The sequence below is a fragment of the Paenibacillus sp. N3.4 genome (assembly GCF_008017805.1).
In the GTDB taxonomy this organism is placed as follows: Bacteria; Bacillota; Bacilli; order Paenibacillales; family NBRC-103111; genus Paenibacillus_E.
On the sequence record NZ_VRTT01000005.1, the window covers coordinates 34,822 to 56,331 of the forward strand.

Genomic DNA, 21,510 nt, shown 5'->3' on the forward strand with positions numbered 1-21,510 from the left:
AATCGAAAACTTAGTAAATGCTTACGAAGCAAGTTTTCTATCGAAAACTCTTAGGAGGTGACATCGTGCGCAAAATTTACATCTTTGATACAACGCTCAGAGACGGAGAACAATCACCGGGTGTGAATCTGAACGTCCAGGAGAAGGTCGAAATCGCTCTTCAGCTTGAAAAGCTTGGTGTCGATCGCATGGAGGCTGGTTTCCCAGCTGCTTCACCAGGAGACTTGGCTGGCGTTAACGCCGTTGCCAGAGCTATCAAGAACTCCTCTGTCATCGGTCTTTCCCGTTCCCGGGAGAATGACATCGAGGCTGTCCGCGAAGCGCTGCAAGGCGCACAAGATCCTTGTATTCATTTGTTCCTGGCGACATCTCCGATTCATCGGAAGCACAAGCTGCGCATGGAGAAGCATCAAGTTCTCGAGACAGCTGAGGCTGCGATTAAATATGCCAAAAAATATTTCAGCAAAATTGAGTTTTCACTTGAGGATGCAGGCCGCACCGAGCTAGATTTCATCGTTGAGGTTACAGCGATGGCTATTCGCGCGGGCGCTACCGTTGTCAATATTCCGGATACCGTGGGTTATATGACCCCTTACGATTACGGGAATATTTTCAAAGTCGTCAAGGAACAAGTGCCGGGCGTTGAAAAGATTCAACTCAGCGCGCACTGCCATGATGACCTTGGTATGGCTACGGCTAACGCGTTAGCCGCTGTATTGAATGGTGCTGATCAAATTGAAGGCACCATCAACGGAATCGGTGAGCGAGCAGGGAACACCTCGATCGAGGAGGTTGTGTTGGCGCTCGAAACGCGCCAAGACTTCTTCCAAGCGAAAACATCGCTTGTGTTGAACGAGATTTACCGCACCAGCCGTTTAGTCAGCAAGCTGACCGGCATGGTGGTGCCAGGCAATAAAGCGATCGTAGGCGCTAACGCGTTCGCTCATGAGTCCGGCATCCATCAGGATGGGATGCTCAAAGAAAAGACGACCTACGAGATTATCTCCCCTGAAACCATCGGGGTTAAGGAGAGTAAGCTCGTGATGGGTAAACACTCCGGACGCCATGCGTTCCGTGAGAAGCTTATCGATCTTGGCTATGACCTTGGTGAGGAGCAAGTCAATGTCGCTTTTGCCAAGTTCAAAGATTTGGCCGATCGTAAGAAGCAAGTCGAGGACGAAGATATTCGCGCGCTGATCGAAGAGAAAATGATCGAGACGCCGGAAATTTACGCATTAGGCGCGCTTCAGGTCGCTTATGGCAATCAAATGACACCTACAGCAACCGTGCATGTTCGTTTGCAGGATGGCAGCGAAGTTGCGGAAAGCGCAGTCGGTAACGGCTCCGTAGATGCGATTTACAATGCTATCGATAAAGCAACGAAGGAAGAAGTCGAGCTGGATGACTACTCGATTAAATCCGTTTCCCACGGCAAAGACGCACTAGGCGAAGTGCACGTTGTTCTGAAACAGAATGATGTATCCGTTCAAGGCCGCGGTATATCGACAGATATTCTTGAAGCAAGTGCCAAAGCTTATTTGGATGCTGTGAACAGGCTCATTGATAAACGCAAAAATCCGACAAGCAACAGAAGCAACGTCACGTTAATATAAGTATACTTAGCCTACAGGTTCAAATGGATAAGCACCTCACCTCCACGCGGGAGGAGGGGTGCTTTCTACAATGCGAAAGGATGCGTCCATTATGAAATATCGGTTTTCTAAATCGCTGGAAGGTTTTTCATCCTCGGCGGTAAGAGAAATTCTCAAGCTGACCCAAGGAAGCTCGATCATTTCCTTCGCCGGCGGCTTGCCTGCTGAAGAGTTTTTCCCATTGGATGCGGTTAGCGATGCATTTCAACGAGTAATTGGCGGAGGGAAGTCAGCGCTGCAGTATGGATTGACCGAGGGCTACAAGCCGCTGCGTGAGTCCCTATGCAAGCGTATGGCTGCTAAAAATATGCATGTGACACCGGAAGAAATGTTGCTGACGACAGGGTCTCAGCAGGCTATTGATCTGTTGACACGTGTGTATATTGATGCAGACGATGTTATTTTGGTAGAAAGCCCGACATATCTTGCAGCTATTCAAGTTTTCCAAGCTAAAGGTGCTAAGATTTATTCGGTGGATAGCGACAATGACGGGATGATTCTTGAAGATTTGGCGGCTAAAATCGCGAAGCATAATCCGAAAATGGTTTATGTCATTCCTACTTTCTCCAATCCGGCAGGACGTGCCTGGAGCTTGGAACGACGCCAAGGCTTGCTCAATATTTGCCGCGATGCTGAAGTTCTCATATTGGAAGATGATCCGTATGGGGAAATTCAGTTTAATGAAAAAGAGACGTATCCTACGATTTTCTCACTGGGTGGGAAAGCCGAAGGCGGAGTCGTTGTATACACAAGCACCTTTTCTAAAACGGTCGCTCCTGCTTTCCGTGCAGGCTGGGTAATGGCGGATGAAACGGTTATACGCCAACTCGCCCGTTTCAAACAATCGGCTGATTTACATTCCAGCACGATTGATCAGCAAACGCTGTATCATTTGCTGGAGAATTTTGATCTGGATGGTCATATTTCATTGATTCGTGAGCACTACCGCGATCGAATGAAATTCATGTCGGGCCTACTCAAGGAATTAAATTGGCCTGGATTGAAGTGGGAAGAGCCGAAGGGCGGCATGTTCATCTGGGTCGAGCTCCCTGCGCATATTCGCGCTGAAGACTTGCTGAAAATCGCGGTAAAAGAAGGCGTAGCCTTCGTGCCCGGCTCCACATTCTTCGCTGAAAATCCGCAATATAATACAATGCGTCTGAACTTCACACATACTGATCGAGCGAATACCATTCTAGGTATGCAGAAGCTCGCCAAAGCGATGGAATCTTATTTGCAAAATGCCTAGCCCTAACACCGAAAAGCACCCAAAGCCTCAATTGGCTGAAGGTGCTTTTTTCATTGAAATTGACATGGGATAATTTACAACTTATCGTAAAAAACTTTTTGATAAGATGTCAATTACTGATTTGAGGTTGAGCCAAAAATGATATAATCTTTCTATCATAAAAATTTCGAATCTGAACAAATGGAAAAAGAATGGACAGATGGGCTATATGATTAGTGAAAGAGTGGGCGTATGAGGAGACCAACGTACAAACTATATTTTCTGTTTCTAGCATTCATATTATTTCTAGTATTTCCCAGCACATCTGCTTTAGGAAAAAGCACTCAGACTGAGGCAGTGAAAGGTATTATCGATTTATCGGCGTGGAATGGGGAGCGAGATGGGTTGCAAAATCTGGATGGCGAATGGGAGTTTTATTGGAATCAGTTGTTAACTCCCGCTGATTTTACAGTCGGTCTGGATAGCGATGCTCCCTCTTATGCTCACGTGCCGAAGGTGTGGGAGGGACAGAAGTCGGGCGGGCAAGCATTATCGAATCAAGGCTATGCGACCTACCGGCTGAGGATTCGAACAGAAGCTGCGGACAACGGTACCGATATGGCGCTCTATGTTCCAAGTGTCGCGACCGCGTATCAATTATGGATTAACGGGGAGCTGGCGGCAGCGAACGGGAAGGTAGGAACGAGCAAAGAAACGATGATTCCTGCGAATTTCCCTAAACCAGTGTTTTTTCATTTGCAGGGCAGCCAGACCGACATAGTCATTCAGGTGTCTAATTTCGTGCAACGCAAAGGCGGTTTGTGGGAATCTTTCCGCATAGGCGTTTCGAAAGATGTGATAGTTAGCAGGGAAAAAGAGATAGCGTTTCAACTACTCATGATAGGCAGCTTGTTTACGATGGGTTTATATCATATCGGCCTCTTTCTGGCGCGCAGAAGGGATAGATCGCCGTTATTTTTCGGGTGCTTCTCAATGGGGATGGGACTTCGAGCGATGGTCACCGGGCCTACGTTAATCACGTATCTGTTTCCGCAAATCCCTTGGGAATTTCAGGTTCATTTGGAATATTTATCGGTCGTTTTTGCCCTATTGATGCTGATCATGTTCTCCTACTCACGATATCCGGGTGAAATGCATCGCAAAGTGAGAGATTTGTTTGTCATAGCCAGTGTGGCCTATAGTTTATTTGTCCTCTTGACGCCAGCGTTGATATACACGTACAGTATGTTGGCTTTTCAAGCTGTTTCTGTGTTGGCAATTTGCTATGTCATCTATGTTTCTTTTTGGGCTTTCCTGCGCCAAAGAGAAGGGGCATCGCTTAACATAGCGGCGGTACTCGTCCTCTTGGTATTAGTGCTCAATGATATTCTCTTTTACAATCATATTGTTGCAACCGGAGATTTGATGCAGCTTGGCATGCTGTTTTATGTGTTCATGGAGTCCGTTAATTTGTCGCATCAATATTCAAAATCGTTTGCTCGTGTTGAGAGCATGTCGGCGCAATTGCAAGAGTGGAACGAATTGTTAGAAGACAAGGTACAAGAAAGAACCGAGGCGCTGGAACAATCCCACGCAAGCATTCAGACGATCAATCAGGAATTGGTTAAAATGGAACAGTCGCGTCGTCATCTCTTATCAAACATTTCGCATGAACTGGGCACTCCGCTTACGCTCATTCAAGGTTATGTGAAGGCTGTTTTGGACCGAATGGATGAGGATAACCGTGATCGATATTTGCGGCTAACTTATGAAAAAACAATGGTTTTGGACCGCATTATCAGCGACTTGTTCGAGTTGTCGAAGTTCGATACGGGGAAAATTAGGTTTGATTGCCAAGCGGTTGATTCAGTGGCGTTTTTTCGCTCGTTATTTGAAAAATTGGAGCTGCCTATCAAGCAAGAAGGCCATAGCTTTGCGTTTATCGATAAAACCGATTCTCAAGCAGACAAACAACTGATCGTATGGATCGATGTTGTGCGAATCGAGCAAGTTGTGATGAATCTGTTGTTCAACGCTCAAAAATTCACGCCCGCTAGCGGTTCCATTCATCTTATCATCGAAAAGTTCGGCTTCCTTGAGAAGGGCGACCTAGGTTTAAAGGTTAAAGTCCGGGATACAGGAAATGGCATTGACGATGAAGATATACCTTTTGTTTTTGACCGTTTCTATCGGGGAAGAGAGTCACACAAGAGCCGTTCGGCTGGAACAGGCCTCGGTCTGGCGATCTGCAAAGAAATTATTGAGCATCATGGGGGGACGATTGATGTGGAAAGTAAAGCTGGCAAAGGAAGTACGTTTACCTTTACGCTTCCAGCGATGATCGATATGGAAGGGGGAGATGATGTATGACAGAGGGCGCAAAAATATTAATCGTCGATGACGAAAAAGAAATTCGGGAACTGATCGGCCTCTACTTGCGGAATCACGGGTTGCAGGTCGTCATGGCGAAAGACGGGAGTCAGACGTTGGAGCTATTGAAGCAGGAGAAGCCTGATCTGATAGTTCTTGATATTGTGCTTCCCGATACGGATGGCGTAGAGTTGTGCAGGCGCATTCGCGAGCACTCGGATATACCGATCGTTTTTCTAAGCTGCAAAAGGGAAGCGGACGATATCATCGTGGGACTTGATACCGGCGGGGATGATTACATGACCAAGCCGTTCGATCCGATGGTGCTCGTCTCTCGAGTGAAAGCGAATCTAAGACGGGCGGCAGCCGTTCAAAAACGCGGCAAGGAAAGTATGCTTATCACGTGCGGCGAATTGCAGGTAGATTTGCAAAGCTTGGAAGTTTTGGTGAAGGGTGAGCTAATCGATTTGTTCGCTAAAGAGCGGCAGCTATTGCTTTTTCTGCTGCACAATCCGAACCAAGTGTTTAGCGCGGAACAGCTGCATAGGCAGGTGTGGGGCTGGGACAGCTTCAGCGACGAACGGACGGTTATGGTGCATATTAGCAATTTACGCAAGAAGATTGAATCTGATCAATCAGCGACCAAGTACATTCATACGGTTAGGGGCTTCGGATATAAATTTTGCTGGGATAATAAATTTTAGTTTCAGACAGAGCGATTATTCCTTACGTGGAATGTCGCTTTTTTTTAACCGTTTTTAAACTTGGACTGTTATCATCTAACGTAAATAAGGACTTTATTGTTTTACAAAATGAATTGTTTTTGGGGAGGAACGGAAGGGCTTTGTATACGTATAATTTTGAAACAAATTGGAAATTCGAGTCTGATATCAATCAAGTTTGGGGACTGATCGGCGGATTTAAGTATAGCGATTGGTGGAGTGGAGTAAGTTCTGAGCCCATATATCAAGGCACTAGGCAAGATGGGATTGGCAATAAGTATCATTATGTTTTCCGCACGAAGCTCCCCTATCAGCTAGCTTTCGTGGCGGAAATAGTAGGGAAAGAAGAGCCCAAGTATCTAGAAATCAGAGCGACTGGAGAATTGGAAGGCAGAGGGGTTTGGACATTATCGCAAGAGGGTAGCCTAACTCATGTCCACTATGTGTGGCAGGTAAATGCAAATAAGAAATGGATGAACTTGTTAGCCCCGATCTTGAGACCTGCGTTCGTTTGGAATCATGATCAAGTTATGGATCAGGGTGCTAAAGGAATCGCTGCTGCTTTAGGAGTAAAACTGCTTTCATATTAAGTGTTGCCGAGATAGAAAACAGAGGGCGTCGCCCCCTAAATGGAGGTATTGACATGTATCGAAAGTTATTAATAGCCGCTATTATTTTTTCAGGTCTAGGCTATCTTTTTGCCTTAGCAGGTGAAAATATGACGATGCGTTGGATTTTAAAGCCAGGAACTATCATTCTCATGATCTTACTGGCGGCAACAATACGAAACGTTGCCAAAACCTATAAAAATTTAATCATTGCAGGATTATTTCTCTCCGCTATTGGCGATAGTTTCTTATTGTTATCAGGAAAGCAATGGTTTACGTTTGGGCTGGTTGCTTTTTTAATCGCACATCTCGTTTATGTCGCTGCTTTTGTGACTCGTTGGCGGTTTTCTCCCTTCCATTTACTTGCTCTAATTCCGATTGCGACATACTCTTTTTTGCTCTTAAACAGACTCCATGCAGGTATTCTTGCAGGTGGAAATTCCGGATTATGGATTCCAGTATTGGTTTATGTCGTTGTGATTTCTATTATGATTTGGAGCGCTGTTATTAGTAGAAGCTGGATTGCCATAGTAGGCGCAATTTTGTTCTTCATGTCCGATTCACTGCTTGCTTGGAATATGTTTGTCATGTCGGTTTCGTGGGCGGGATACGGGGTAATGATCTCCTACTACCTTGCTCAATTTTTACTTGCTAACAGCATTGAAAGATCAAAGAAGAGTGCGATCACTTATGAAAACCACAATTCGTCCATATGAACAATCCGATAAGGCAGGAGTTTGCAATCTGCTCAATCAAACGAGCAACACGCCGATTGGCGAAGACATGTTTGAGATGAGCGCTAAAACTTCTTATTAAAGGAGAAATAAGCGATCCGAAACTACCCGTGAAGAGATCGTTCAATAGGCTTGAGACCAAAGTAACCGGTTTTCCTGACGATAAGGAAATCGGTTTTTGTCGTTTTCGTCGAAAAATGTTTTTTTATGAATGTTTTTTAACCAGTTTTAAACTTCTGCTGATAGATTGATAGAAAACATAGAAAGAGATGAGGGAGAATACGTATGTTTTCAGCTGGCCTGCATCACAACAGGATGCGATATCGTCGCATCGCCATCATTTATACGCTTTTGTCCGCACTGCTCGTTCTGACCTGGGGTGCGCCCGTACAGGTGAAGGGAGCGGGTGCCGTATTCACGGATTTCAGCGTCGTGCCTGAAACAACCGCGCTGTACAGCGGCTATTTTTCAGGCGGAACTTACACGAAGGAAACGCCGGCGTATCATTTTAACATGACTTCAGCGGACGCCTTGCAGGCGGGAGATACAATTGAAATCCTGCTGCCGTATCGTTTCAATTTTGTTGGAAACCCGAATTCCTATGGAATGTGGACGACGGATGTCAGTGTGCCTTCGAGCAGTGTGGAGGTCAAGGTGAATGGTTCAACGCTCTCTCTATTCGATTCCGTTACAACGCAAAAATCGGATGATTGGCAGCCGATGGTATTCTTTCATTTAAACCAGTCGATACCTGCCGGGGGGATCATCGACATCAAGCTGGCGAATTTCCTGATCACGCCGGATTATCATTATGTAGACCCAAAAGCCTCGCAATTTGCGGTCAACACCAGTTCAAATTCGGTTCAACGGACTGCGGTCAGCAATATTTACTTGCGCAGTGTAGTGAACTTCGTCCGGATATGAGCACGTATGCGGCTGCGGCGAATACGTCCTACCAATTCAAGTTTACTGTGATGCAGCAGATTGCGCCTACGGATTCGATCACTTTGAAATTCCCAGCGGGCATTACCTTACCTGCCGCAATCGACGTCTCGAAGGTACTGATCGGCGGAGTGCCTGTTGCTATGGCGAATGTCGTTGGCGACAAGCTGCAGCTAAAGCCTAGTCAGCTGCTGCCGAGCTATTCGGTTGCGTTCGTCACCATCGACGCAACGGCCTTGATTGCCAATCCGGCAGCACCCGGCTATTATACGTTTGAAATTTCCACCAGCGTCGATACGCAGGCTGCGTCGGGACGTATCGGAATTATCTCGACAGGAGGCGCTTCATTAGCCGATAACCCGTATTCGGATAAAGGCTATGTTGAGATCGATAGGGATGGCAATTTGCGATTCCGGTTCACCGGCCCGACGATTCTGAAGGGGGGCGATACAGTTACGGTGACCAGTCCTGCGGGCACAGTACTAAGTGGTACAGCCATCGCTGCCACTGATATTCATATCGAATCGGGCATGGGCCAGGAAAATGATGGTTATTCGCCGGCTTCTGTCACCCGTTTGGCAGACAATCAGCTGCAATTCGTCCTTCCTCCGGAATATTATTTGATTCCAGATTATTCTCTCACGTTCTCCATTCCAAACCTGTTCGATCAATATGGAGTGTACGATATGCAAGTGACGACCTCGCAGACGGTCAAGCCTAACACGGTGCCGCTCATTATCACTCCGGACAAGGTCCAGGAGTTTAGTATCACGACTGGTAATCCGTGGGCTGATGAGACGAATGTGCCGTATACGTTCAGCCTGCAGCCAAACGAGCCATTGGTTGCTGACGATGACGATTACATCATGCTAAACCTCCCGACACAGTTGAAGGTACCCGTTGTTTTGGATCCAAGTACGAATTCGGGGACGATCGATCCGAACCTGGTTCGGGTGAATGGGGTTCCAGCCAAGGAAGCGATCTATAGCAGCTATTTTGGCATGTCCATCTTAAGGGTAATCGTACCTCAAAATATCCCCCTGCTCGGGAGGACGGAGATTGCAGTTAGCGGCAATGCCGGCTGGACGAATCCTGCGGAGGGAACATACGCGTTCAGCGTTTATCCGAAATACTCCAGCTCCAGCTCGGCATCAGTATCGGTTCAGTATAAAAAGATTACCGGAATCAGCGCAGCTCCCCAGACCGTACAACTTCAGCTTGGCGGCAAAGTCAGCCAACAGCTGAAGGTATTGGCGCAGCAGCCGAACAACAGCGTGTTGGATGTCACGGAGGCTGTATATGGGACGGCATACCGGAGCAGCGACAGCACGGTGGCTACCGTTACAGCCGACGGTTTAATTGAAGCCAAGCAGTCGGGCACTTCGATCATCACGGTTACGAGCGGCGCATACAGCGACACGGTGAGCGTGACTGTAGCGAAAGCGGACGTGCCGCCGCCAGTGGACGAGACCACAGGCATTACGGCAGCGCCGAGGACGGTGCAGCTTCAGCTGGGCGACAAAGTCAGCCAACAACTGACGGTCACAGCAAAGCTGTCGAACAACAGTATGAAGGATGTAACGGATGCTGTACATGGGACGGCGTACCGGAGCAGCGACAGCAAGGTGGCTACGGTTACAGCCGACGGTTTAATTGAGGCAAAGCAGTCGGGCACTTCGATCATCACGGTTACGAGCGGCGGATTCAGCGACACGGTGAACGTGACTGTAGCGAAAGCGGACGTGCCGCCGCCAGTGAACGAGATCACAGGCATCACGGCAGCGCCAAGGATAGTGCAGCTACAGCTGGGCGATAAAGTCAGCCAACAGCTGACGGTCACAGCACAGCAGTCGAACAACAGTGTGAAGGATGTAACGGAGGCTGTATATGGGACGGCGTACCGGAGCAGCGATAGCACAGTGGCTTCTGTAACAACCGGTGGCTTGATCGAGGCCAAGCAGGCAGGTACTGCAGTCATTACGGTGACGAATAGCGTATATAGCGTCACGATTAATGTTACGGTTAATCCGGTCTATAGCGGACCAACAACGGCACCGTCTTCTTCCACGGAAACAACCTCAACTGGTACCGGTTCAGCGGAAGAGCTGTTAAGTGTGGAGAAGGAGATCATTGCTAAAATAGGGGGAGCGGTTACGCTTCCGAGTGCAGGTTCAGTCATGATTCCACCAGAGGCGCTGCCGGTCGATGGTAAAGTTAAGGTCGCCGTTCAAGGTAATCCATCTTCTAATATAACGGGGCGAGCGAATATCAGCCGGGTTGTAGATTTTACGAGCAGTACCGGGACGAATTTAAACAAACCGATCCAGATAAGTTTGAAATATGACGGCTCGTCAATTGCACCCGGATTAAAGCCTGCCGTGTATGTGTTCAATCGGACGCAAGGCAAATGGTTATATGTCGGAGGCGTTGTCACCGGCAACGGCACGATCGCCATTGATGTGAATTATTGGGGTACATTCGCGGTGTTCTCTGCGGAGCAGCACGTTTTCATCGATATGAATGGTCACTGGGCAGCACAATATGTGGATCGTTTAGCCGGCAGAAATGTCGTCGACGGCTTCGAGGACCGTACATTCCGGCCGGATCAGTCGGTTACCCGGGTGCAGCTGGTCAAAATGATTGCCGATGCGTTGGCATTGAAAGCTACCGGAACACCGACCTATTTCGCTGACAGCAATCTTTTGCCGGACTGGGCCAAGGATACCATTGCGCAAGCGGCCCAAGAGGGTTTGATTCAAGGCTACGAGGAGAAAGGGAGCGCATGGTTCAAGCCGAACCAGCCGCTGACGCGAGCTGAACTCGCAGTCATTCTCTCCAGAGTACTGGATCGGAATGCCGTCCATGCTAGTAAGGGAGTAGCGGCATTCACGGATCAAAAAGACATCCCCGAATGGGCGCAGCCAGCCGTGATGGCGGTCTCAGGTGCAAACATCGTGAGCGGCTACCCCGATGGGTCGTTCCGCCAGGCAGGTTATGTGACGAGAGCCGAAGCGGCAAAAATGATTTATATGCTGCTCGAGTCGCTTCATATCTAGATATAATGCGCAAGCAGCAAGCTAGCATAAGCATGAACAAGCATGAGCAAAAGTATAGTAGGGCAGGCGAATGAGTTCCATTTGTCTGTCCTATTTTGTGCATGAAGATATTCAAAACCATTGACTTGGAAAAAATTACAAATTAAAGTAAAGGAAGTTTATATGTCTCCCATTCATAAAAGGAGGTATTCGTATGCTCAAGCCCGTCAATCGAAGCAAAGCCAGAATTTATCTTGGTAAAAAGGCCTATCGGCTAAAGCGCTACCTGCAATGGTATTTGGATGGAAAACGTTATGCGGCAGCGAAGCAAGCCGACCCTCTACCTTATCTCATATTCACCCATCGAACACCGTTGTTAAGAAAGCTTAAGGATGTCGATATGTGGCTCCAACATAACAAAGTGACGAATCTCCGTCTAGCTGCCAAGCAATTAAACGGTGTCGTTCTGAAACCAGGCGAGACCTTCTCTTACTGGCGCTTAATCGGGACAACGACACGGAAAAAAGGATACGTCGACGGAATGGTTCTTTTTCATGGACAGGTAAAGAGTGGAATCGGAGGAGGGTTATGCCAGCTATCCAACCTCATCTACTGGATGACGCTGCATTCTCCACTTCGCGTAACCGAGCGGTATCGGCACAGCTATGACGTGTTTCCTGATTCCGGCAGAACGCAGCCTTTTGGCAGTGGTGCCACCTGCTTTTACAATTATTTGGATTTACAAATCCGCAATGATACAGAAGATGTCTACCAACTCGTTGTATATCTGACAGATACTCATTTGGTGGGGGAGTGGCGAGCACAATTACCATCTCTCTATTCGTATGAAATCTATGAAAAAAAGCACTGGATTACCTCTGAATACTGGGGAGGTTACGTGCGCCATAATGAAATATATCGCAGAGTCAGGAACTTGGAAGATGAGCTGCTAGCAGATGAATGGATGACTGAAAATCATGCGATTATGATGTATGAACCCTTATTGACACAAGGGGTTGTTAAAGAAATGGTGTGAAGGAAATCATCTGATTTGCAAAAAAACATGTGTTACAGTATACTGTAACACATACACTAAACTGTACGAATGGATCACTAGATGTGCACGATTCATTCGATGTTGAAAGGTGGGAATTGCATGATTTATACCGCGAAACAAACAGCCGAAATGTTGCAAAAAGATGATCCGCAAATGAATATTCGAACAGTCAGGTACTATACGCAAATTGGGATGATTCCTCCGCTCGAATTGGAAGGAAACAAGAGGGGATATACGCTGGATCATATTTCCCATTTTCGAGCGATACTTACTCTTTCCAGAAGCGGGGAAACGTTAAGTCAGATTCAAGAGAAGCTGTCAGGACTCTCGATAGATGAAGTTGTTAAGATCGGCGACAAGCTTCGTTTATATCAATCGAATCAAATCGTCCAAAGTGAAACGCACGTTATTAATGAGGATGTCATGATTTCGATGAGTCCTAGAATTTCTGCAGAGCTTAAAACGAAAATGATCCAAACCGTAACAAAATTAATGAAGGGGGCGGGTGAGTTATGATCAAAGCTCGATTAGCTAAATCGATTCTTGAACATGAAGAAGGAATGAACCATCTGTGGATTCAATTTGCTTCAATCGGTGAGGTTAAGAATGCGCAAATCAAGATTGTTCTTCCTGCCGGCGTTCATCGCGCTCCTAATCTTAGTCACTATAAGGAAAATGGTTTAGGCGATATTCTCATCGCTGAGCCACAGCTTTCACATGATATTTTGATTGAGTTTTTTACCTGTGAGCCTGTGTCTTGTGGTAAAGAAACAATAAGCATTATATTAGCTTATACGGATAAAGAAGGACAAAGCATTCGCATCGAAAACACGATTCATTTCAGGATTGTTGTGGAGGAAGATACGGATGAGATTCAGATCGATGAGAAGGTTGTGAATAAAATAAAACAATTAAAGGCTGGCTTGGATGAAAGCTGTCCGACAGATCGCATCGATTATACACCGATGAAAGTGTTTAAAATAGACCCGCATCCAAGCTCAGAACTAGAGAAAAAGTATCGTGTGGATGGACTATTCGTGAATTAGGAGGGAATAAGATGACCTTGGTACCTTTTGTGATTGAGAGTACGGGCAGAGGCGAACGGTCCTATGACATTTATTCTCGTATGCTGCAAGACCGCATTATTTTTCTGACCGGAGAAATTACCGATGCTGTTGCCAATACGGTGATTTCTCAGCTGCTTTATCTGGATGCCATAGATTCAGACAAGGAAATCAAGCTCTACATACATAGTCCGGGAGGCTCAATATCCGCGGGATTGGGGATTTATGATGCGATGCAATATATCAAATCAGACGTCAGTACACTTGGTATCGGTTTAGCCGCATCGATGGGTGCGTTTCTTTTGGCAAGCGGTACGAGAGGCAGGCGATTCGGGTTAAGACATAGTGAAATCATGATTCATCAACCTCTAGGCGAGGCCCGTGGGCAATCTACCGACATTGAAATCCGTGCAAATCGAATGTTGAAAATGCGACATAAATTAAATGTTATCCTGGCCAATCATACGGGGCAGCCAATTGATCAAATTCAACAGGATACAGATCGCGATTTCTTTATGTCGGCAGAGGAAGCTGTTCATTATGGCCTGATCGATCGTATTCTTACAAATGAAACATAGAGCGAAGGAATGTGTTTGAACAGATTATTTGTTTGTTTATAGGAAATACCTATAAAAGCAATAGATTTTATATCTAAGTAAGAGAGTCTAGTTATGCTACAATGAGAGCAGTAAATCATGATAGTAATGCCTGCGAAAGCAAGTTTTGATAATCTAAGGAGTGAATGATAGTCATGGCAGAAGTAAAGAAAATTGCAGTAATCGCTGGAGACGGTATTGGTCCAGAAGTCGTTGCAGAAGCGGAAAAAGTATTGAAACGTACCGAAGAATTGTTCGGTTATCAATTTGAAACAGAACACGCTTTATTTGGCGGTATTGCGATTGACGAGAAAGGTACACCACTTCCGGAAGAAACGTTGAAAGTTTGCCAATCCGCAGACGCAGTCCTTCTGGGCGCAGTTGGCGGACCTAAATGGGACAACAATTCCAAAGAGCTTCGTCCGGAAACAGGTCTTCTCGGTATTCGTAAAGCGCTTGGTTTGTTCTCCAATATTCGCCCAGCCTTTATTTTTGATTGCTTAAAAGAAGCTTCCACGTTGAAGCCTGAAGTTCTTGAAGGCACAGATTTGATTGTTGTACGTGAATTGACAGGCGGGATCTACTTTGGTGAGAAATTCCGTCGTGAAACTGCGAATGGTCAAGAAGCTGTGGATACATGTGCTTATAATGTAACTGAGATTGAGCGCATCGCTCGTCAAGCATTCGAAATCGCCCAAACGCGCCGTAAGAAATTGGCATCCGTTGACAAAGCGAACGTTTTGGAAACTTCCCGTCTATGGCGTGAAACCGTGAATCGCATTGCAGTTGACTACCCGGATGTTGAGCTAGAGCACGTACTCGTTGACAACTGTGCGATGCAATTGCTGCGTCGTCCATCCAGCTTTGACGTTATCGTAACGGAAAACATGTTCGGCGACATCCTGAGTGATGAAGCAGCGATGCTGACAGGCTCCATCGGTATGCTGGCATCCGCATCGCTTGGCGAAGGCAGCTTCGGCTTGTATGAGCCGGTACACGGTTCCGCTCCTGATATTGCAGGCCAAGGCATCTCCAACCCTATCGCGACGATTCTATCCGTTGCCTTGATGTTCCGCTTGACCTTCGGATACCACGAAGCAGCAGATTCCATCGAGCGTGCTGTGAAAGAAGTGCTGGATGCAGGTCACCGCACAGGCGACATCGCTGTTGATAAGAGTTCAGCTATCGGCACCCTTGCTATGGGCCAACTGATCGTAGACGCTATGCGTAAATAATTAAAGCTTGTCAGCAAAGGCATAGAATGCTTTTGACTGACAAGCTTTTTTTTCATTTCTGCTGCTCAAAGCAAAAGACTGATCATTTTAAAAAACTTGTTGAAGAAGGCATGAAAATTGCTTTCAGGCGACAAGTTTTTTTAGGTTGCAAAATGTACAGGTCATTGGTTTTTGAATTATTTTACCTATATTTGGGGAAACTTTGAGTAGATGATTAGGAATGAGGTAAAACGATGGGAATATTCAGGAGATGGTTAAATGGAAAAAAGGCAGTTCCAATCAAAAAATCTTCCGATCTTCTTTATCAGCCGATTTCAAGGATCCTCGATCATAATCTGGTTACCCTGAAGGGCATATTTAGTCATACACCAGATCTTGTTACTCGTCAGTTTCAATTAAGAACAGGGGATGATGCATTACTTGTTTATATGGAAGGGCTGATTGATAAATCGGCAATCAATAATAACATCTTAAATCCGCTCATTTATGAAATCGAAACGGTTAATGATATTTGGAACTCATCCATTACGATTGCAAAAACAGAAATTGTAACCTTATGGTCAGATATTGAAGAAGCAATTTTTCAAGGCAAAAGCATCCTGTTGATTGATGGACAGACGCGCTCGCTTGTGTTGTATACGCAAGGATGGCCTCAAAGAGCGATTAAAGAACCACAGATCGAATCGACGTTAAAGGGGTCGCATCAAGGATTTGTGGAGACCTCCGGACAGAATATTGCTCTTATCAGACGGTATCTTCCTAATCGTGAACTGAAAATTAAGGAGTACTCAATCGGATCCCGAGCAAGTACCAGAGTTTCTATGATGTATTTCGAAGATATTGTTCAACCTGATTACGTGAAGGAGATGGAGGATCGTCTGTTGCAAATTGACGTGGATGCCATATTAAATACGGGAGAATTAGCGGAATTTATCGAAGATCATCCGATAAGTCTCTTCCCCCAGTTAATTATGACGGAACGTCCGGATGCTGCTGCTTCTCATATTTTGCAAGGTAGAATAGCAGTTGTTGTTGACCACTCGCCCAGTGTGATCATTGCTCCTGTCACCTTTTCGGCGTTCTTTCAAAGTGTCGACGATTACAGCAATCGCTGGATCATAGCTTCTTTTCTACGTTTATTACGCTATCTAGCCTTAATTACGACGATTTCTTTATCGGCTGTATATATAGCCATTGTTTCGTTTCACTATGAAGTACTTCCTTTGGATTTATTGGTATCGATTGGGGAGTCCAGAGCAAAGGTTCCTTTTCCTCCGATTGTAGAGGCGTTTCTCATGGAGATAGCCCTAGAGATGTTAAGAGAAGCAGGTTTACGTCTTCCGGGTCCTATTGGACAAACGATAGGTGTCGTAGGGGGCATTGTTATCGGTCAGGCGGCGGTCCAAGCGGGAATTGTAAGTAATATTATGGTCATAATCGTTGCCATTACGGCTATTTCCTCGTTTATTATCCCGGATTATGACATGTCATCGTCGCTGCGCTTTCTTCGTTTTCCAATGATGCTTATGGCCTCTTTGTTCGGTATGATAGGCATTGTGATTGGGCTGATGATTATCGGGGTTCACCTTATATCAATGGAATCGTTTGGAATATCCTATGGAAGTCCCATTGCTCCCATCCGACTATCTGATTGGAAGGACGTATGGATTCGTGTCCCTATGTGGAAGATGAAAAAACGCCCGCTCTCAACCGATCCCACGCAACTAAACAGACAGGGGATAAACAGAACAGGGGAAGAACAACCATGAAATGGAAGGACATTTTCTTAACTTGGGGAGCTTTATTACTTATTACTGGGTGCGGAAAACCAGTTTATATAGAGACCCAACAGTTTCTTCTGGTTGAGGGTATAGATCTTGATGACGACAATAAGTTGGTCATCTATTCATCTAGTCCTATCTTCAGTAGAGAAGCTAAGGAGAGATATAAAATCACAACCACAACTGTGGATACAGTGCGTGAAGCAAAGAAAAAACTTGAGGCCAAAATAAACGGTAATATTGCACTTGGGAAATTGCAAAGCATTCTTATAGGAAAAAAAATGATCCTGCAAACAAACGTATTACCCTACTTGGATGTCTTCTTCCGCGATCCTAAAAATGAAATAAATGCCAATGTGATTGTGGTTGACGGTTCTGTTAAAGAGGTGATGGATACGAATATGAATGATAAAGGCCAAATGGGGGGGGTGATCAAACAATTGGTAGAAAGCACTTATCAAGGACGAATTTCAGTGCTAACAACACTGCAGAAATTCCATCAACAAATGATTGATAAGGCAATTACGCCATGCATAACTGAATTGAAGGTAGAGAAGAATGATCTCGTTATTTCAGGGAGCACTCTTTTACATAAAGATGGTACTATTGCTGATTCTTTGAATAATCAAGAAAGTTCTCTGCTGCTATTATTACAGCACAATACGAGCGATCCTATACCGTTGACGTTTCACCTTCCTGCTGAGATTTTTCATACAGATGAAGCAATATCATATGTCAGTATCAATATTAGAAAGGCAAAGACAAACATCCTAACAAAATACGAAGAAAACCATTTTTTAATCGATATTCAGTTGAAGGTCCAGATCGAGTTAACGGAACGCATGTTTAATTTAGACATGGAGAAACAGGGCAAACGATTGGAACAGTCTATTGAAGAAGAACTAAAGAAAGAATGCGAGACTTTAATCAAAAAGGCGCAAAAGCATCAAATCGACCCCTTTGGCTATGGGACTTATGTGCGGGCGCACGAGTATAAAGACTGGATGAAGATAGAGGATAACTGGGGAAAAGCGCTGTCGGAAGCAACAGTGAATATTTCTCCTAAAGTCGCCATCAAAAGTATCGGAGTTTCCGAATAAAGCTAAGCGGACAGAAAAGGGGAAGGTTAAAACCATGAATAAATATTCGTTTAATCAAATCTCCTTGAAGCAATACATCTTTATTATATTTGAAACCCAAGTCGGATAGGTGTCCTATCCCTTCCCCGCGATTTAGCTAAAACTGCTGGTACCGATGGATGGATGTCCATTATTGTGGGATGGATTTTAACAATTCTTCTAAGCTTTGTCATCATACGAATTATGGAGAAAAATCCCGAGTGTACTTTATTCGAACTTTTGCCTAAATACTTTGGTAAGTGGATAGGAAAAGGTTTGGTAGTCCTATGGATACTGCTCGCGGCATACGTAGCGACTACAGTTATGTTTTCAACGATTCATATCATAAAAATATGGATCGTTCAGGATATACGGAACTATATCCTAATGATCCTGTTTACCATTCCTATCTATATGATCACTAAGCAGGGAATAAGGGTGATTGGAATCTTTGCTGAGCTTGTTTTTATAGTCACATTGTGGATGCCTTTCTTGTTGTTATTCGCACTAAAGGATACGCAATGGCTGTACCTTCTTCCGCTTGGAAAAGAAGGATTGTTGCCTATTCTGTCTACCGTTAAATCAACCATATTTTCTTTCCTAGGGTTTGAACTTACTTTCATTTTCTATCCATTTCTCAAGGACAAGAAATCAGCATTCAAGGGAATTGTTATTGCAAATTCATTAACGATGATGATTTATTTAACGACTACCATCGTCTGCTTTATTAAATTTTCTCCAACTGAAATCACAGATTACGTATATCCTGTGCTCAACTTATTGAAGCTTATCCGATTACCTTTTTTGGAAAGGCTGGAGATCATCTACCTGTCCTTTTATTTATTTATCATATTTATGACGATCATTCCTTACCTCTATGCGGTCGTACTAGGAACAAGCCAATTATTGGGCAAGCAGGACCATCGAAATTCTTTGCGAATCCTGTTATTCCTATGGATCCTATTGTCCTTCTTTTTTATCCCTTCTTCTTTCCAAATAACCCAACTTGCCAACTGGTGGGGGATGGCAGGTATATATAGCGCTTTCGGTTTCCCTATTTTCCTTTGGATTTACGGATGGATTTTTCACTCCGTTAGAAAGGAACAGAAACAATGAAAAAATTCAATTCTCTTTTTTTAACATGGGTACTATTTTTGCTTGTAACGGGGTGTGGTAAAGCCGTTTATATTGAGAATCAACAATTTGTTCTAACAGAGGCTATAGATTTTGATGAGAATAATCATTTAGTCGTGTACACATCAACTCCTGTCTTCAACAAAGAAGCTAAAGATAAATATAAAATTACATCGTCAAGGGCTGATACGATGCGTGAATCAAAAGTGATGATTGACAGTAAGACGAGCGGCAGCCTTGCTTACGGAAAATCGCAAAATGTGTTGATAGGAAAAAAACTGCTGCAGAAAAGAGATGCACTTCCTTATTTGGATGTTCTTTTCCGCGATTCCCGAAATGAGATTAATGCGAATGTGATTGTAATTGATGGGACGGTTAAAGATGTGATGTATACCAATATGAGTGATAAAGGACGAATCGCCAGCGTCATTAAACAATTGGTAGAGAGCTCCTATCAGAGCAGAATTACAGTACAAACTTCCTTACAGAAATTCCATCAACAAATGATGGATAAAGCAATGACTCCTGCTGTAACTGAAATGAAAACAGAAAAAAATGAACTCGTGATTTCAGGTACTGTTCTTTTGCATAAAGATGGCACCTATGCGGCTTCTTTAAATAATCAAGAAAGTTCTTTGCTCCTATTATTGCAACGCGATACGAGAAATAACATACCGTTAACGTTTCACTTTCCTCCTGAAAAGTTTCATACGGATGAAGGAATGTCTTTTGTGAGCTTCAATATAAAAAAGGCCAAGCAAAAGGTCAAGACGAATTACGAAGGTGACCATTTTACAATCGATATCGAGATGAAGGTTCAGATCGATTTGACGGAGCGCACGTTTACCCTAGACTTAGAGAAGGAGAGAAAACAGCTAGAACAAGTCATTGAAAAAGAGTTGAAAAAACAATGTGAGGCATTACTCAAGAAAGCTCGAAAGTATCAGGTTGATCCCTTTGGTTTTGGGATTTATGTGCGAGCACACGATTATCATAACTGGAAAAAGGTTGAGGATAACTGGGGAAAAGCGCTCTCTGAAGCGACTGTAAATGTTTCTCCTAAAGTTCTCATCAAGAGTATTGGGGTTTCTGAATAGTATATTATAATAATTATTAATTAATATCCGATCTAATTATTGACTTTCAGGTAGGCGGATGGTACCATTTTATACGAATAAGATAGAATAGAGGAGGAATTATACGCATGGCAGAACGTTTAGTTGGTAAACAAGCTCCTGATTTCACAATGGAGACAGCTACAGGCGATGGTAAAGAATTTGGTAAAGCTTCTTTGTCCGATTACAAAGGAAAATGGTTAGTATTATTCTTCTACCCATTGGATTTCACATTCGTGTGCCCAACAGAAATTACAGCACTTAGTCATGCTGCTGCTCAATTCAAAGAATTGGACACAGAGATTCTTGGTGTTTCCATCGATAGTATCCATACACACAAAGCATGGATCAATACACCGATTAATGATAATGGTCTTGGCAAATTGGAATTCCCGCTTGCTGCTGACATCACGAAATCCGTAGCTCGTGACTACGGTGTTCTGATCGAAGAAGAAGGTATCGCACTACGTGGTCTTTTCATTATTGATCCAGAAGGCGAATTGAAATATGAAGTTGTTAACCACAATGACGTAGGTCGCAGTGTAGAAGAAACACTTCGTGTGCTTCAAGCGCTTCAATCCGGCGGATTGTGCCCAATGAACTGGAAACCGGGCGACAAAAACCTGGTTGTAAAATAAGCTTTGAATACATAGACAAGCTCCTCTGGTTAGCATGCGAATGCAGGCTAGGGGAGCTTTTCTTAGTTGGAGGAAAGTGATCATGTCGGTACCGTTGTATTTAAAGTATACGAAAGATCATTACTGGATCCGCCAAGAAGGGAATCAGGCTATAATTGGCTTAACGGAAACGGGTCTTATAGAAATGGGAATGGTTCTATTTATTGAGCTCCCTGAGCGTGATGCTGTAATGAGGCGAGGAGATTATATAAGTTCAGTTGAGACGGCGCAAAGTGAACACGATTTGTTCGCTCCTTTATCCGGCAAAGTGACAGCCGTCAATCTTTTGCTGGAGCGGGCTGCGATGATTTTGCATGAGTCTCCTTATGATAAAGGGTGGTTATTCGCCATGGAGTGGAGCGATGAATCTGAATTTGCTCATTTATGGGACGTGCAGACGTATGAGCAGCAGTTTCCGCTGGATTAAGTTTCTAGAGAAGAA

20 protein-coding genes are annotated in these 21,510 nt (G+C 44.6%); all 20 read left to right on the forward strand.

Annotation, left to right across the window (positions count from 1 at the left end):
* Positions 1–65: 65 nt before the first annotated feature.
* The 20 genes from FU659_RS04520 (at position 66) to FU659_RS04610 (ending at position 21,495) form a co-directional block, all read left to right on the forward strand.
* Positions 66–1,613 (forward strand): 2-isopropylmalate synthase, encoded by a 1,548-nt coding sequence (locus FU659_RS04520; RefSeq protein WP_147946453.1) that lies wholly within the window; start codon positions 66–68, stop codon positions 1,611–1,613.
* Positions 1,614–1,704: 91 nt separating this feature from the next.
* A complete protein-coding gene (locus FU659_RS04525) occupies positions 1,705–2,901 on the forward strand; it encodes an aminotransferase-like domain-containing protein (protein ID WP_147946530.1) in 1,197 nt (398 codons plus the stop codon).
* 336 nt (positions 2,902–3,237) lie between these two features.
* Positions 3,238–5,250, forward strand: coding sequence for a sensor histidine kinase (locus FU659_RS04530; RefSeq protein WP_187273892.1), 2,013 nt, complete (start codon positions 3,238–3,240; stop codon positions 5,248–5,250).
* Positions 5,247–5,954, forward strand: a complete 708-nt coding sequence (locus FU659_RS04535; protein WP_147946455.1) for a response regulator transcription factor — start codon at positions 5,247–5,249, stop codon at positions 5,952–5,954. Before FU659_RS04530 ends, FU659_RS04535 begins: the two co-directional genes overlap by 4 nt.
* 140 nt (positions 5,955–6,094) lie before the next feature.
* Positions 6,095–6,562 (forward strand): SRPBCC family protein, encoded by a 468-nt coding sequence (locus tag FU659_RS04540; protein WP_147946456.1) that lies wholly within the window; start codon positions 6,095–6,097, stop codon positions 6,560–6,562.
* Between the two features lie 53 nt (positions 6,563–6,615).
* Positions 6,616–7,296, forward strand: coding sequence for a lysoplasmalogenase (locus FU659_RS04545; RefSeq protein ID WP_147946457.1), 681 nt, complete (start codon positions 6,616–6,618; stop codon positions 7,294–7,296).
* Positions 7,271–7,396 carry a hypothetical protein gene (locus FU659_RS36820; protein ID WP_261807608.1) on the forward strand — a complete coding sequence of 42 codons (126 nt, stop codon included), beginning with the start codon at positions 7,271–7,273 and terminating at the stop codon, positions 7,394–7,396. Before FU659_RS04545 ends, FU659_RS36820 begins: the two co-directional genes overlap by 26 nt.
* A gap of 203 nt (positions 7,397–7,599) precedes the next feature.
* Positions 7,600–8,238, forward strand: a complete 639-nt coding sequence (locus FU659_RS04550; protein ID WP_147946458.1) for a hypothetical protein — start codon at positions 7,600–7,602, stop codon at positions 8,236–8,238.
* The gene (locus tag FU659_RS04555) at positions 8,235–11,312 is read left to right on the forward strand and encodes an S-layer homology domain-containing protein (RefSeq protein ID WP_147946459.1); all 3,078 of its coding nucleotides are present in this window, start codon (positions 8,235–8,237) and stop codon (positions 11,310–11,312) included. The genes FU659_RS04550 and FU659_RS04555 overlap by 4 nt, the downstream gene beginning before the upstream one ends.
* A gap of 193 nt (positions 11,313–11,505) precedes the next feature.
* Positions 11,506–12,327, forward strand: a complete 822-nt coding sequence (locus FU659_RS04560; protein WP_147946460.1) for a VanW family protein — start codon at positions 11,506–11,508, stop codon at positions 12,325–12,327.
* A gap of 120 nt (positions 12,328–12,447) precedes the next feature.
* Entirely contained in the window at positions 12,448–12,864 is a 417-nt protein-coding gene (locus tag FU659_RS04565; RefSeq protein ID WP_147946461.1) for a MerR family transcriptional regulator, read from the forward strand.
* The gene (locus FU659_RS04570) at positions 12,861–13,394 is read left to right on the forward strand and encodes a hypothetical protein (RefSeq protein ID WP_147946462.1); all 534 of its coding nucleotides are present in this window, start codon (positions 12,861–12,863) and stop codon (positions 13,392–13,394) included. The genes FU659_RS04565 and FU659_RS04570 overlap by 4 nt, the downstream gene beginning before the upstream one ends.
* Before the next feature lie 11 nt (positions 13,395–13,405).
* Positions 13,406–13,990 carry an ATP-dependent Clp protease proteolytic subunit gene (locus tag FU659_RS04575; RefSeq protein WP_147946463.1) on the forward strand — a complete coding sequence of 195 codons (585 nt, stop codon included), beginning with the start codon at positions 13,406–13,408 and terminating at the stop codon, positions 13,988–13,990.
* Positions 13,991–14,163: 173 nt separating this feature from the next.
* A complete protein-coding gene (gene leuB / locus FU659_RS04580) occupies positions 14,164–15,243 on the forward strand; it encodes a 3-isopropylmalate dehydrogenase (protein ID WP_147946464.1) in 1,080 nt (359 codons plus the stop codon).
* A gap of 233 nt (positions 15,244–15,476) precedes the next feature.
* Positions 15,477–17,012 carry a spore germination protein gene (locus tag FU659_RS04585; RefSeq protein WP_147946465.1) on the forward strand — a complete coding sequence of 512 codons (1,536 nt, stop codon included), beginning with the start codon at positions 15,477–15,479 and terminating at the stop codon, positions 17,010–17,012.
* Entirely contained in the window at positions 17,009–18,124 is a 1,116-nt protein-coding gene (locus tag FU659_RS04590; protein ID WP_187273893.1) for a Ger(x)C family spore germination protein, read from the forward strand. The genes FU659_RS04585 and FU659_RS04590 overlap by 4 nt, the downstream gene beginning before the upstream one ends.
* A gap of 105 nt (positions 18,125–18,229) precedes the next feature.
* Positions 18,230–19,258: a GerAB/ArcD/ProY family transporter gene (locus FU659_RS04595; protein ID WP_397355076.1), complete on the forward strand. Its 1,029-nt coding sequence runs from the start codon at positions 18,230–18,232 to the stop codon at positions 19,256–19,258.
* Positions 19,255–20,373: a Ger(x)C family spore germination protein gene (locus FU659_RS04600; RefSeq protein WP_147946467.1), complete on the forward strand. Its 1,119-nt coding sequence runs from the start codon at positions 19,255–19,257 to the stop codon at positions 20,371–20,373. Before FU659_RS04595 ends, FU659_RS04600 begins: the two co-directional genes overlap by 4 nt.
* A gap of 107 nt (positions 20,374–20,480) precedes the next feature.
* Positions 20,481–21,029, forward strand: a complete 549-nt coding sequence (locus FU659_RS04605; RefSeq protein ID WP_079414036.1) for a peroxiredoxin — start codon at positions 20,481–20,483, stop codon at positions 21,027–21,029.
* An 82-nt stretch (positions 21,030–21,111) separates the two neighbouring features.
* Positions 21,112–21,495, forward strand: a complete 384-nt coding sequence (locus tag FU659_RS04610) for a glycine cleavage system protein H (protein ID WP_187273894.1) — start codon at positions 21,112–21,114, stop codon at positions 21,493–21,495.
* The last annotated feature ends 15 nt before the right edge of the window (positions 21,496–21,510 follow it).

Coding starts and splice junctions, on each gene's coding strand:
- FU659_RS04525 (WP_147946530.1), top strand. CDS start 1,705: ATGAAATATCGGTTTTCTAAATCGCTGGAAGGTTTTTCATCCTCGGCG.
- FU659_RS04535 (WP_147946455.1), top strand. CDS start 5,247: ATGACAGAGGGCGCAAAAATATTAATCGTCGATGACGAAAAAGAAATT.
- FU659_RS04545 (WP_147946457.1), top strand. CDS start 6,616: ATGTATCGAAAGTTATTAATAGCCGCTATTATTTTTTCAGGTCTAGGC.
- FU659_RS36820 (WP_261807608.1), top strand. CDS start 7,271: ATGAAAACCACAATTCGTCCATATGAACAATCCGATAAGGCAGGAGTT.
- FU659_RS04550 (WP_147946458.1), top strand. CDS start 7,600: ATGTTTTCAGCTGGCCTGCATCACAACAGGATGCGATATCGTCGCATC.
- FU659_RS04555 (WP_147946459.1), top strand. CDS start 8,235: ATGAGCACGTATGCGGCTGCGGCGAATACGTCCTACCAATTCAAGTTT.
- FU659_RS04560 (WP_147946460.1), top strand. CDS start 11,506: ATGCTCAAGCCCGTCAATCGAAGCAAAGCCAGAATTTATCTTGGTAAA.
- FU659_RS04565 (WP_147946461.1), top strand. CDS start 12,448: ATGATTTATACCGCGAAACAAACAGCCGAAATGTTGCAAAAAGATGAT.
- FU659_RS04570 (WP_147946462.1), top strand. CDS start 12,861: ATGATCAAAGCTCGATTAGCTAAATCGATTCTTGAACATGAAGAAGGA.
- FU659_RS04575 (WP_147946463.1), top strand. CDS start 13,406: ATGACCTTGGTACCTTTTGTGATTGAGAGTACGGGCAGAGGCGAACGG.
- leuB (WP_147946464.1), top strand. CDS start 14,164: ATGGCAGAAGTAAAGAAAATTGCAGTAATCGCTGGAGACGGTATTGGT.
- FU659_RS04585 (WP_147946465.1), top strand. CDS start 15,477: ATGGGAATATTCAGGAGATGGTTAAATGGAAAAAAGGCAGTTCCAATC.
- FU659_RS04590 (WP_187273893.1), top strand. CDS start 17,009: ATGAAATGGAAGGACATTTTCTTAACTTGGGGAGCTTTATTACTTATT.
- FU659_RS04600 (WP_147946467.1), top strand. CDS start 19,255: ATGAAAAAATTCAATTCTCTTTTTTTAACATGGGTACTATTTTTGCTT.
- FU659_RS04605 (WP_079414036.1), top strand. CDS start 20,481: ATGGCAGAACGTTTAGTTGGTAAACAAGCTCCTGATTTCACAATGGAG.
- FU659_RS04610 (WP_187273894.1), top strand. CDS start 21,112: ATGTCGGTACCGTTGTATTTAAAGTATACGAAAGATCATTACTGGATC.